The organism is Fluviicola sp. (assembly GCF_029266855.1).
GTDB lineage: Bacteria > Bacteroidota > Bacteroidia > Flavobacteriales_D > Crocinitomicaceae > Fluviicola.
Genome location: NZ_JAQSWB010000001.1, coordinates 938,066 through 950,305 on the forward strand (window position 1 = coordinate 938,066; position 12,240 = coordinate 950,305).

Below are 12,240 nucleotides of genomic sequence, written 5' to 3' on the forward strand. Positions count from 1 at the left end.
TTCCGTACTATCCGAGTAGAATCCCTTACATTTTATAAAAGAAAATTGCATATTTCACACATAGACAAAGGGAATAAGCAGTGCAAAACCTAACATGAAGGAATCGTATTTCACCATGTTTCTGACAGCCGGATGTGCAAGATCCGCAAAAGAGATTTCGGCATCAAACGATAACAAAATCATTCATTATCAAATACATTCTTAAATGCAGAAAGCCACCCGAAGGTGGCTTTTTTTTATAACATCTTTCTGATTCATTAGTTAGTTTTCACCACCCGCAGAACACCATTGATTCCAAACTCATTTGTTATATGGAGAAAATACACTCCCGCAACATAATTCTCTCCGAAACTGAAAGTCGTTCCAGCAAGACCTTCATGTATCTCGATCAGCTTGCCCGAAGCATCGGTAATGGCTATTTCTGTCCGGGATGAATTGTCTTTGATGACGAAAGTGAAACTTTCATTCGACGGATTCGGGAAAACACGATTCGCCTGTAGTACATTTTCACCGGTACCTGCAGAAGCGCCCGGACACAACGAAGCTCCGCCAAGGGAAGAAGTTACGAAATTCGGCAAACCGATACCGGAGTTAAGACCCATCGATCCTGCATCCAGGTCGATCGCGTTGTCGATATAATTGCAGGCAAGCGTTCCTACAAAGTCGGGCGACTGGATCACTCCAACATACTGGCTGTAACTTTTCACTACATAGATCTTTCCGTCCGGACCGCGCTGCAAAGGATAAATATCAGGAGTTGTACTGATTATTTGTACTGCAGCGATCATAGCAGCTGTATTCGGCAATGTTAAATCATACTGCAGCAATGTTCCGCCAGCTTCATAAGTACTGACATAAAGCAAATCGCTGTTCGGAGAAAACTCAATTCCGTATACATGATCGGAATAGGAAATCGTTTGCGGGTTACTGACCATCCCGGTAGCGACATCGAAATCAAAGATCTCTACTTTATCCAGATAACCCGCTGCAAGTGCAAGGCGATCACCACAGGTATTGAATTTCATCTGACCATAACTGTTTTGAATTACCGAATCATTATGTACAATTCCCGAATGACTCACTACTGCCTGGGAAATACCCGATGCCGTAATTTTGTACGCATAGAATGCATCTTCGTTCCAGCCGTGAGCAACAAGCCAGTAATTTGCTGTTCCAGGTTGTTTTACAGCGGTTATTTTTTCTGTTACCGGCGTTTGCAGCAATACATTTTTAGCCACTACATTTCCGTTTCCACCGTCAAGAGACATGTTTACTGTCGAAAAGCGAAGCCCAAGTGATCCTCCTGTCTGGTCGCTTGTAAAAATGTAATAATCGTTGTTGCTTCCAGGTTTCGGAACGATCAGTGCTACCTGGGTAGAAGAAATTCCGCCCATAAGCCCGGATCCGTTCGGCATAATGGTATTGTTAGCGTTCCAAACATTGATACCGTCCGTATAGAACAAGAGATCACCCGTTACAGGATCAGATACAGACGCAGAACCTTCCCCTGCGGCCATTTGACTACTTGTGATGGGAACCGGTGTTCCACCTGAAAAATCGAGTCCTGCCATGTTACCGAAATACCATTTATCGGCCATATGCTGGGCAAAATTAGTGGTAGAAATGCAAAAAAACGTTAGGGAAATCAGGTATCTTTTTTTCATAGCAGATCGTTTTAGCGTTTACCCAAATATAGCCAATAATCCAAAAAAGGACAAAAAAGTATCGCGGTATATCTTTGGTTAATAAGTCATTATGAAAAATCAATCCGGAATCATTTTTACATTTTCACAAACTTAAACGACACAGTGGAACCATCTTCAAGCAGCAACTGTCCATAATAGACGCCGACGGATAAGCCGGAAACATCGACCTCATTGTCTTGAGGTTGATTCAGCAACATGACTTGCCGGTAACTTTGATCGAAAAGGATCAACTGATTTACTTTTTCATCCACCTCAACAAATAAGTTTCCATTTGTCGGATTAGGAAAAACATTTGGTACGGCAGTTTGCCATTCAGTGTTTCCCAGGTAAGCAAACAGATCGCAATTACAGAGTGAATTCTGGGTTTCCAATTCCCGGCCTTCATTAAAATCAATAATATAGCTCCACCAGTTGTTCAGAAATCCGTTTTTGTCAAGGCATGCTTTGTTGGGAAGATGCCGATGCCACCAGGACATATATCCCAAATGCGAACAATTCCATTCTTCGCAATTGACTAATTCGGTTTCCTGAAACAAAAAAGGGTAAGTGAACCAATTGGAGGCATAGCTTGTGACGTAGCTCGTATTATCGTATTCATAATCTGCAGTTGCATTCACCGGAAAATGGATGTTGCCCACATGCCCACTGTCACTCCCATGTGTTTCTAATAAGGTAAAGAAGTCAAAACTGCTGGCAGGTGAATTATTATTCCATTCCCCAAACAAATGAATCATAGCATTTTCTGCACGATGTCCATAACTATGCCAGGCTTCTGCTACACCACGTTCATAGTTGAATCCCATAATGGGCAAATGATCAGTACATGAATTGCCTGTAAGCGGAGGGGAATTATAAAAGAAAGCTCCATTACCGGTAAGCCTGCTTTCGTACAAGCCAACAAAAGGCATAGCATAAACCCACACCTCATCGATTGTTTCATTGTTACTCAGCATACAAAAATTATAATCTGTCAAAAGCTGATTATACAGGAATTCACTTTGTCCCAAAGTTTCTGCCACATAATGCAGGGTTGTCCAGCCCGGTTCCAGAAAAAGTTGCGCCAAACTATCTGCGTCAATGGCGGAATTACCAAACAGGGTATACAGGTTTTCGGTATAATGCGTTTCGGAAATAAAGTAATTCACTACACCTCCACTGGCAGCATTTAAGCTATCGCACAAGTGCTGGGAAAGTGCCGCAGGATTCTCCCAGGAATGATATCCTGAAAAGGTATTTCCTCCAAAGACAGGTGAAGCCGGATCAATAATCACCAATGCCACATTCACTTGCCGGGTATTGGCAAGCTGTGGCTCAATGATAGGCGTTACGGTGACGGAAGCTTGTTTGGTCAGTGTAAGGAATTGAGCAGTTACCGAGCCCATACCTGAGATCCCGGTTGTGGAGATCAGACCATTCGCATTCACATTGAACAAAGCCGGTTGATTCGAAGTCCAGGCAAATAAAGATGGATCTACCGAATGGTAAGCTCCGGAAGAATCGAGCATGAATGTCCCTGGTTCAAACTCAGAGCCCGGCAAAATTCTGATTGGAGAAGGACTCATACAGATATCCACCACTTCGGTCTGCACACTGGCTTCCACTTCCCATTCGCGCAGATGCACGTAATCATCTCCAGTTGTGCGCTCAAGCGTGAGGCGTAAAAAGCGTGCTGAAGCATTGATTGTTTGATTATTCCAAATATTATCTGCTATCTGTACCTGATTGACAAGCAACTGGTAAGAACCGGTCTGATTATTGAGATCCATTAAGGAATTGGCACATTCAAGCGTCCATTCTCCATTGCCGGCACCATTCATGATGCGATTATCTCCAATTGCAACAACTCGATTAAAATCAAGGGTGATAACCATTGGATTGATTGCAGCAGTTCGAGCCAATGTAGTCGTATTGCCGTCAAAAACATCGTTGATACTTCCGATATCCAAAATAGGATGTGTTACATCCGTTTCTCCGGTAACTACCTCCTGACCAACATTTACCTGAAAAGTATACGGAATTTGGGATAATCCGGTAAGTGGCAGTAGAAAACACAAACAAAGGAATCGAAAAGCAGCCATAATGGTTTTTTTTCAATATTACGAAAAGAATGCAAACTATAAAATTCTGTTTTTACAGTTATACCAAAAGAGCTTGTCTTACAACTAGCTGTTTTTGAGCTATTGATCCAATTCTTTTAGTTTTCGTTTCATGAAAGCAATTTCTTTTTCCTGTGCTTCAATAATTTCGCCGGCAAGCTTCCTGATTTCCGGATCACTCAGATCTGCTTGTTTAACCATCAGCACTGCAGCGGCATGATGCGGAATCATTGACTTTACAAATTCTTTGTCGGAAACAGCAGTTTGCTCTCGAATTCCAAACCAAAACGCTGCTACTGCAACAAAGCCGATAAGCACGATCAGTGCATTGATCTTTCGGTTCCGGTACATTTTTCCCATAAGAAGCATTTCAATGATAACCATGGCAGCAGTCATCAGACCGGCCATATAGAACTGGTTAATATTGGGAATAACATTTTCAAGGCGATCCACCATGGCGTACATCAGCACATACATCGCAAAGAAAGACAGGATAATCATCAGGATAAACTTTTTATAAGACATCTGATGATTGTTTTGGTGTTTGGTTTGTTGTTCATGCATTTGCTCTTTCATAATCGTATATTTTAGTGTTTAATACGTAAACGTAAATCCTCCGCCAAATCCCATATCGCTGTCGAAATGAGCTGACAAGGAAAATGATTTATTCAGGACATATTTTAAACCGGCCATGTATTCGAAGTCGGAGTTATACATCAGCCCTAAACGCAGGCGCTTGGTCAGGGGAATATCTTCCCGCATCAATTGCAGACGTAATTTTCCGTCCGTATCAATACGTAAATCGGCAATAACAAGCATGGGCAAAGTATACTGCAAACCGAAACAGACTGCTTTGCGCCGGTCCTTGGTATTTACCTGTCCGAACAGGTTCCGCTCGGTTTCGCCTGCTTCCATTTTGCGGTAACGCCAATCAAAGCCCACATATGGGAAGAACCACTGCATTTTACCGATGTACCGGCCGAAATGGGTTTCTATTTCATAACCATGCATGTCCTTATAACCCAATCTCCATTCGGCCTGAAAATTCCAGCGGGTATTTTGCAGCATCATTTCACCGTCATTCCCATTCGTTGCAAAATCATTCTGAAACATGAAGTGAAACTCCCGGTCGTCGGCATATAATTTCCTCAGTGCTTTATCGGGATTAGGAAGCTGTGGATTGGGTGGCGAATTCTCGTAGGTAAAAATCCGTCCCATACCACTCATCATGTGGTAGAGGATGTGGCAGTGAAAGAACCAGTCTCCGCTTTCTGTTGCCGCAAACTCGATGGTGTCTGTTTCCATCGGCATGATATCAAGCACGTTCTTCAAGGGTGAATAATCCCCGTTGCCGTTAACGATCCGGAAGAAATGACCATGCAGGTGCATCGGGTGACGCATCATGGAATTGTTGTAAAGGATCATCCGCACATTCTCACCTTTCTTAATGAGTATTTTATCTGTTTCGGAAACGGTTTTATTGTTTATACTCCAAACATAGCGGTTCATGTTTCCCGTGAGCTCAAAGTTATAAGTCCTGGTTGGCGCATCCGGAAGAGTGGTCTTTACCGGCGAACGCAGCATGTTGTAATTCAGAGTGACAATATCCGAAAGCGCGTTGCTGTTATACTGATCACCGCCGGTCATATCCATGTGTTGATGCTTGCTTTTCTTATTCTCTTCTGCACCGGTGATCTCCGGATACATGACCACATTCATATCCATTTGCTGTAAACTCATATTCATCCCCATATCGTCCAGATTCCCGTCCATTTTGATCATGTCGTTCATCATCTGCATTCCTTTGAAATATTTCAATGGCTGCAAGGGAGAAATCAATTGCTTCACTCCTGTTCCGAGCCACAATGAGGTGCTCCTGATCCGGTCTTCTGAAGTTGCCTGCAGCTCAAATGCTGTATTCTCCGAAGGAATTGTGAGAATAACATCGTACGTTTCGGCAACAGCAATGATAAAGCGATCAACAGGAACAGGAACTACATCCGATCCGTCGCTGGCTACAACATCCATTTTTCCGCCCGACCACCTCATCCAGAAATACGTCGAGGAACTTCCGTTGATAATCCGGATCCGGACCTTATCACCTGCTTTGAACCGTGGAACTTCTACTTCCGGTTTCCCGTTCGTAAGAAAGCGGTCATAGTATACGTCGCTGACATCCATTGCCAGCATGCGCTTCCATTCGTTCCCTACTTTCGTTTTGAAACTTCTATTCATTATTGCATCGCCATAACTTTGGACAGCACCTTTCTGAACGACGGCTTTTTTGATCGCAGACCAATCATTGGCCATGTGCAGTCTCCGGTGCACTTCGAAGGGTTTCATATCGGTCCAGTCGCTGAGAACAACGGTGTATTCCGGTATGGATGACTTTTCTTTTTTATGAATAATAAAAGCTCCGTACATTCCTCCTTGTTCCTGCAAACCTGTGTGTGAGTGATACCAATAAGTTCCATTTTGCACCAGGGGAAATCTATACAAATGAGTGGTTCCCGCTTTAATCGGTGCAGTTGTGAGATAGGGAACCCCATCCTGCTCATTGGGCAGAATAAGCCCGTGCCAATGAATGGAAGTTTCTGTTTTCAACTCGTTGTGAATCCAAATTTCAGCAGTATCTCCTTCCGTAAAATGCAATTCGGGCATTGGAATACTACCGTTAACGGAATAAGCATGTCGTTCTTTACCCGTAAAATCAACTGTGGTATCCCTAACGTACAGATCGTATCGCACCGTTGTTTGAGTAAAAGCTCCCAGGTACATCCCTACCGCCACTATTAATAATATTCGTTTTTTCATTACATACAATTTACGTCATTTAAGCCTTTATTCACTTACGAAAGGAGACTTTTGAACCTATTTTCCGTCGATCTGTTCGATCTGGAATCCGGCTTGTCTTACTTTTTCTTCTATTTCTTTTGCCGTCATTTTATCTGAATTGACAGTCAGGATTTTAGCCGGGTTGAAGATGTCTACATCCCATTCTTCCGGAGCGAGCCCCTCACTTAAAAAGGGTGTTACTTTTTCGATACATCCTGTGCATTTGATACTTGTTTTAAACTGTTTTTTTTTCATGATAATTTATATTGGTTATTGCTTTTACTCCATACTGCTACCCTATCGATCTCTCCCGTATCATTTCTCACGGGACAGAACCCTCAGTAGGAAGAAGTGGATTAAAACCTATAGTATTTCCTGAGCGATTTATGATTTCACGACTTATCCAGCTTTCTGAATTTCAATAACAAGCTGTTGCTTACAACGCTTAATGAACTGAGAGTCATCGCAGCACCGGCGATCATGGGATTGAGTAAAAAACCATTCACGGGGTAAAGTGCTCCTGCTGCAATCGGAATTCCGATTAGATTGTAGATAAATGCCCAGAAGAGATTTTGCTTAATCGCCGAAACTGTTTGTTTTGACAAGCGGAATGCAAGCGGAATCTTAGCCAGGTCGGAAGAGATAATAACCATTCTGGCTGCATCCATGGCAATATCACTGCCTTTGCCCATTGCTATACTTACATCGGCCTGCATCAAAGCATTGCTGTCGTTGATCCCATCACCTGCCATCGCTACAACTTTTCCTTCCCGCTGCAACTGTTTTACAAACTCGGATTTATCGGCCGGGAGCACTTCTGCTTTGTACTGACTGATTCCCGCCTTCTCCGCAATGGCCTTCGCTGTTTGCGCATTATCACCTGTGAGCATATAGACCTCAATGCCGGATTCTTTCAAGCGGCGAACAGCTTCTACGGATGTTTCCTTAATCTCGTCGGAAATAGCAATGACTGCAAGTGCCTGTGCGTTATCAGCAAAGAAAATGACGGTTTTGGCTTCTGCGAGCCACTTATTGGCTGCCTCAGATAATTCACCGGCAACTGCAATTCCGTTTTGATCGAGTAAGGCTTTATTCCCGACAAAGTAACTTTTGTCTTTAACCTCTGCTTTCGCCCCGAAGCCGGTAATACTCTCAAAGTGATGTACCGGAAGAGTCTCGCTATGAACCAAGTATTTAATCACTGATTCCGCCAGCGGATGTTCCGATTGTTTTTCAATACTATACAATACAGCCTGAGCAGATTCATCCTCGTTCAGCCATTGAATACCCGTAACTTTCGGTTTTCCTTCTGTAATCGTTCCCGTTTTATCGAGCACCACAACATTTACTTTCCGCCCAAGCTCAAGGCTTTCGGCATCTTTTATCAGGATTCCGTTTTCAGCACCTTTACCTACTCCAACCATAATGGCAGTCGGAGTTGCAAGTCCCAGGGCACAGGGACAAGCGATCACCAAAACAGTCACCAAAGAAAGAATTCCCTGTGTCCAGCCATTATCACCACCCAGTGTTACCCAAAGAATAAGGGTTAATATGGAAATACCAAGCACAACGGGAACGAAGATCCCCGCGATCTTGTCCACGAGTTTTTGAACGGGCGCTTTACTTCCCTGCGCATCCTGAACCATTTTAATGATCTGGCCCAACATCGTTGCATCACCTACCTTTTCGGTTTTGAAGTGAAAGCTTCCTTTCTGGTTAATCGTACCGGCAAATACTTCTGAGCCTTCTGTTTTTTCTACAGCTAAGGGTTCTCCGCTCAACATGCTTTCATCCACGAAGGATTTTCCTGAAATAACCCTTCCGTCGACGGCAATCTTTTCACCGGGCTTTACAACGATGGTATCTCCGATGCTGACATTCACGATCGGAATTTCTTCCGTTTCACCGCTGGAATTGAGAATTGTTACTGTTTTGGGCTGAAGGCCTATCAGTTTTTTCAATGCCGAAGAAGTGTTCCCCTTGGCTTTTTCCTCAAGCAGCTTACCCAGCAGAATAAAAGCAATCACTACCGATGCAGCTTCAAAGTATACATGGGCATGCAATCCGCGGCTATGCCAGACTTCCATGAATAAAGTATTGAAAACACTGAAGAGGTAAGCAATTCCCGTACTCAGTGCAACAAGCGTATCCATGTTTGCTGAACGATGTTTTGCCTGCTTCCACGCATTGATAAAGAAATCTTTACCAAGCCAAACAATTACGGGGGTTGAAAACGCCCACATAATATAATTCGCATAAGGAATGTCCATGAAGAACATCCCGATAACAACTACCGGAACCGACAATAAGATCGCACCAAACGTTTTCAGTTTCAACTTACGAAACTTTTCACTGTGCAGTTCTTCCAATGTATCGTGTGCAGATTCTGTTTCGTCGATCATCAGGTCATACCCGATCGAACGCATGGCTGTTTGCAGCTCCTTTGGGTTCGTCATCGTTGGAATGTATTCAACGGCCGCCACATTGTTCGCATAGTTTACAGATACTCCGACAACTCCCTTGGTACTTTCCAGGATGCTTTGGGCACTGACAGCACAGGATGCACACGTCATATTCAATACCGGGAAATTCTTTTTCACCGTTGTAACACCATACCCGAGGTCACGAATTGTTTTTACGGCATTCGGCAGAATGTTGAAGGCTTTGGTTTCGTTGATAACCGCTCGTTTGTTGTTCAGTTCTACCTTATGTGTAGTGACACCTTCGAGTTCAGTCAGTCCTTTATCAACAATGAGTGCACAATGCTCGCTCTCCACTCCTTCCAGCGGTATGTAAAGCAATTCACGATCTGTTGTTTCCATAATTTTCAATTTATACTGCAAAGTTCCGTTGAAATTGATGGATATGCTTTATGATATTTCCTGATAGAGTTATGACATTTACAACAAATCGAGCGGTTTACGTTTGACATCCCCGATACTCTTGAAACGACTGGGTGTTAATCCCACCACTTTTTTGAACTGCGTACTCAAGTAAGCCACACTGCTGTATCCCATCTGATCAGCAATTTCGCTGAGTGAAAGTTCGTCGTAGATGAGCAATTCTTTCACGCGTTCTATGCGCTGACTGATGTAAAACTTTTCAATGGTTGTTCCTTCAATCTCTGAGAAGAGATTACTCAGGTACTTGTATTCCATGGGGATGTGCTGCGTCAGGTAATCCGACACGTTCATATTCAATTGATCAGCGGAATAATGCACCAGTTCTACCACCAGGTTCTTAACCCGTTCAATCAACCTGCTTTTCTTATCGTCAATGAGTTCGAAACCCAATTCACCGAAACGTAAATTCACCCGTTCTTTGTCTTCACCGCTTAGTTCTTCTTTCAGTTCTACTTCACCCAATTCCACCGTAACAGGGTGAAGCCCGAGCTGTTCTAGCTCAGACTTCACTACCATTTTACAACGGTCGCATACCATGTTTTTAATATAGATCTTCATTCTTAGCGGATAGTCTCAGTTGTTTTTCCACAAGTCAGCATAGAACTTCCGTAGTAAGGATTTTTCACTGCGTTTTCCCTGCTCAGCCAATCAGCTCCTTCTCCGTCCTTGTACATAGGACAATGTTGCAGGTAAACGGTTTTGCCCGGTTTGAATACTTTAACCAGGCCAACCATATTTTGTGAAAGCAGGGAAAAATGTTCCCGCTGCTTTGCAATGTCCTTTGTTTCGGCAATTTCTCCGGCATGTGTCAGCAAATCCTTCTCTGCTTTCATCCATGCGGTATGTTCTTCAGCCGACATCGCTTTCATATCCAACACTTTAATTGATTTAACCAGGGATGTTGCTTTCGAAGCGGCAGTATTGCCATCATCTTTTACCAAAGCATCTTTCAGGGCAAAATACTGATCGTATACCGTTGAAAGTGTGTTCGCTTTCTCCTGTTTCTTCACAATGGCATCGCTCTTCGGTGCATCTTTCACAGCACTGCTAACCTGTACTTCTTTTTTGTTGCGGGCATAGCGGCAACATTCCGGAAGTTTCGAATAGGCCTCATCCGGCGCCAGGAACGCTTCGTTATCGTAACCGGCATAGGCCACTTTCTTTAGGATTTCGGATGCAGAGCTTTTCACGGAATCGTAGGTAAGACGCAATACTTTCGTGTCCTTATTCCATTCAGCCGAAGAAATTCCTTTCTTACTGGCTGCGGTTTCGATGGTGTTTTTACACATTTCACAATTCCCTGAAACTTTATAGCTTTCAGTCTTTGCGTTTTTTATTTGGGCTGCACAGGCGGAGAATGTCGCTATCAAGAACATTCCCAGCATGAGGTGCTGTAATTTTTTCATAATGTATTTTTTTATTGAATAATTAAAGGGATTACCCCTCATAAAGGCGGTAGAAAGCTGATCGGCTAAATCCTATATCAGGAAAGAATCGTTCTGAATATAGATCGGTGCTTTGTACCTGCCGGGAGGAAGGTCCGGACAGTAGGTTAAAGCTGTTTTCAGCGAAACATTCAATACCTTCCGATTGAAATCAAAATGGAATTTTATTTCTTCCAATACACCGGAATGCTGAATCTTAGGATAGGATACAAATTCTTTTAGCTGATTTTCAAGTTTTAAAGAAAAAATGACTTCTTCACAACATTTCCGTTTTAGGAGCACATTGTTTTCCTCAGGAACAGTTCCGGTTCCACAGGAACAAGTCATTTTTGTTTTTGCACCAAACAAAGAAACATCAGCCAGTTTCCCGCCGCAATAGTGTGTCGATATCGTCATTCCGGTTGCCGGAAGGAGATACAAGACCATTATTACCAGTGAAAGAATCCGTTTCATGCTCATTTGATTACTAACAAATGTAAAACTCACATTGTCTTAAAACAACTTTTTTAAACACGAAGTTAAAAAACCACGTCTTAGCTTTCCTATAATTAAGATTCTTTTTGAATTTTGTTGTTTCCTTCATCTCATTCAAAGAGCTTATATTTAGCATATGAAAACGCTTTTGGTATATTTTCTTGCTGCTTTCTACTTTTTGATAAGTGTTAGGCTGACAGTAAATGTCCATTATTGCGGAGGCAAAGTTCAGAAGGTTTCTCTTATCGGTTTCAGCAAACACAAATCTTGCTGTGAAGGCAAACCGATGAAAAGGGGATGTTGTGAAGATGTTCAGCTTTGTTTTAAAAAGAACAGTGTAGATCAGAAAACATCTTCTTCTATTTTACTAATTGCATCCGTACTTCCTGAAACTACTTATCAGACATTTTCTATAGAAGCTGATCGCGAACTGTATGTTCCGAAGACAATTCGGCCTTCTGTCAATGCACCTCCTCCCGAACTGAGGATTCCCCTTCATTTAAAACACTGCGTATTCATCATATAATCTTGAGAAACTTCTCAGGCAATGCCTGAATTGTCTCAACTTATTAATCAATATGAATAAAAATGCGGAAAAATATACTCTTCCTGTCGCTTAGTCTGACAGTATCCCTTTTTTTCACTTCCTGTGATTCAGCGAGTGAGAAATACACTTCTTATCAATGTCCTATGAAATGTGAAGGTGCAAAGGTCTACGACAAAGCAGGATCCTGTCCGGTATGTCACATGGAACTGGAAGGCATTAAATAAAATAAACTCA

Annotated in this window: 12 protein-coding genes; 2 read left to right on the forward strand and 10 right to left on the reverse strand. The window is 42.7% G+C overall.

Translation table 11 applies throughout. The annotated features are described in order from the left end of the window. Window positions 1-54: 54 nt before the first annotated feature. From K0S23_RS04350 to K0S23_RS04395, 10 genes are all read right to left on the reverse strand, one after another. A complete protein-coding gene (locus K0S23_RS04350) occupies window positions 55-183 on the reverse strand; it encodes a hypothetical protein (RefSeq protein WP_300354786.1) in 129 nt (42 codons plus the stop codon). Window positions 184-257: 74 nt separating this feature from the next. Beyond that, a complete protein-coding gene (locus tag K0S23_RS04355) occupies window positions 258-1,664 on the reverse strand; it encodes a T9SS type A sorting domain-containing protein (protein ID WP_300354788.1) in 1,407 nt (468 codons plus the stop codon). A 116-nt stretch (window positions 1,665-1,780) separates the two neighbouring features. Further along, a complete protein-coding gene (locus tag K0S23_RS04360; protein ID WP_300354791.1) occupies window positions 1,781-3,784 on the reverse strand; it encodes a T9SS type A sorting domain-containing protein in 2,004 nt (667 codons plus the stop codon). 99 nt (window positions 3,785-3,883) lie between these two features. Next, on the reverse strand, window positions 3,884-4,378 hold the full coding sequence (locus tag K0S23_RS04365; RefSeq protein WP_300354794.1) for a DUF305 domain-containing protein: 495 nt from the start codon (window positions 4,376-4,378) through the stop codon (window positions 3,884-3,886). Between the two features lie 18 nt (window positions 4,379-4,396). Further along, a complete protein-coding gene (locus K0S23_RS04370) occupies window positions 4,397-6,616 on the reverse strand; it encodes a multicopper oxidase domain-containing protein (protein ID WP_300354797.1) in 2,220 nt (739 codons plus the stop codon). Window positions 6,617-6,673: 57 nt separating this feature from the next. Continuing rightward, window positions 6,674-6,892 carry a hypothetical protein gene (locus K0S23_RS04375; protein WP_300354800.1) on the reverse strand — a complete coding sequence of 73 codons (219 nt, stop codon included), beginning with the start codon at window positions 6,890-6,892 and terminating at the stop codon, window positions 6,674-6,676. 137 nt (window positions 6,893-7,029) lie between these two features. Beyond that, entirely contained in the window at window positions 7,030-9,459 is a 2,430-nt protein-coding gene (locus K0S23_RS04380) for a heavy metal translocating P-type ATPase (protein WP_300354803.1), read from the reverse strand. A gap of 78 nt (window positions 9,460-9,537) precedes the next feature. Then, entirely contained in the window at window positions 9,538-10,098 is a 561-nt protein-coding gene (locus K0S23_RS04385; RefSeq protein WP_300354805.1) for a helix-turn-helix transcriptional regulator, read from the reverse strand. A gap of 2 nt (window positions 10,099-10,100) precedes the next feature. Continuing rightward, window positions 10,101-10,946, reverse strand: a complete 846-nt coding sequence (locus tag K0S23_RS04390; RefSeq protein ID WP_300354808.1) for a DUF3347 domain-containing protein — start codon at window positions 10,944-10,946, stop codon at window positions 10,101-10,103. Between the two features lie 72 nt (window positions 10,947-11,018). Next, window positions 11,019-11,438, reverse strand: coding sequence for a hypothetical protein (locus K0S23_RS04395; protein WP_300354810.1), 420 nt, complete (start codon window positions 11,436-11,438; stop codon window positions 11,019-11,021). 157 nt (window positions 11,439-11,595) lie between these two features. Between K0S23_RS04395 and K0S23_RS04400 the strand changes: the two genes are divergently transcribed. Continuing rightward, window positions 11,596-11,985 carry a hypothetical protein gene (locus K0S23_RS04400; protein WP_300354813.1) on the forward strand — a complete coding sequence of 130 codons (390 nt, stop codon included), beginning with the start codon at window positions 11,596-11,598 and terminating at the stop codon, window positions 11,983-11,985. Between the two features lie 62 nt (window positions 11,986-12,047). Then, a complete protein-coding gene (locus K0S23_RS04405) occupies window positions 12,048-12,230 on the forward strand; it encodes a heavy metal-binding domain-containing protein (protein ID WP_300354815.1) in 183 nt (60 codons plus the stop codon). The last annotated feature ends 10 nt before the right edge of the window (window positions 12,231-12,240 follow it).

Bases quoted from the DNA above. Each gene is read 5' to 3' on its own strand.
- K0S23_RS04350 (WP_300354786.1), bottom strand. From the start codon at position 183: ATGATTTTGTTATCGTTTGATGCCGAAATCTCTTTTGCGGATCTTGCA.
- K0S23_RS04355 (WP_300354788.1), bottom strand. From the start codon at position 1,664: ATGAAAAAAAGATACCTGATTTCCCTAACGTTTTTTTGCATTTCTACC.
- K0S23_RS04360 (WP_300354791.1), bottom strand. From the start codon at position 3,784: ATGGCTGCTTTTCGATTCCTTTGTTTGTGTTTTCTACTGCCACTTACC.
- K0S23_RS04365 (WP_300354794.1), bottom strand. From the start codon at position 4,378: ATGAAAGAGCAAATGCATGAACAACAAACCAAACACCAAAACAATCAT.
- K0S23_RS04370 (WP_300354797.1), bottom strand. From the start codon at position 6,616: ATGAAAAAACGAATATTATTAATAGTGGCGGTAGGGATGTACCTGGGA.
- K0S23_RS04375 (WP_300354800.1), bottom strand. From the start codon at position 6,892: ATGAAAAAAAAACAGTTTAAAACAAGTATCAAATGCACAGGATGTATC.
- K0S23_RS04380 (WP_300354803.1), bottom strand. From the start codon at position 9,459: ATGGAAACAACAGATCGTGAATTGCTTTACATACCGCTGGAAGGAGTG.
- K0S23_RS04385 (WP_300354805.1), bottom strand. From the start codon at position 10,098: ATGAAGATCTATATTAAAAACATGGTATGCGACCGTTGTAAAATGGTA.
- K0S23_RS04390 (WP_300354808.1), bottom strand. From the start codon at position 10,946: ATGAAAAAATTACAGCACCTCATGCTGGGAATGTTCTTGATAGCGACA.
- K0S23_RS04395 (WP_300354810.1), bottom strand. From the start codon at position 11,438: ATGAAACGGATTCTTTCACTGGTAATAATGGTCTTGTATCTCCTTCCG.
- K0S23_RS04400 (WP_300354813.1), top strand. From the start codon at position 11,596: ATGAAAACGCTTTTGGTATATTTTCTTGCTGCTTTCTACTTTTTGATA.
- K0S23_RS04405 (WP_300354815.1), top strand. From the start codon at position 12,048: ATGCGGAAAAATATACTCTTCCTGTCGCTTAGTCTGACAGTATCCCTT.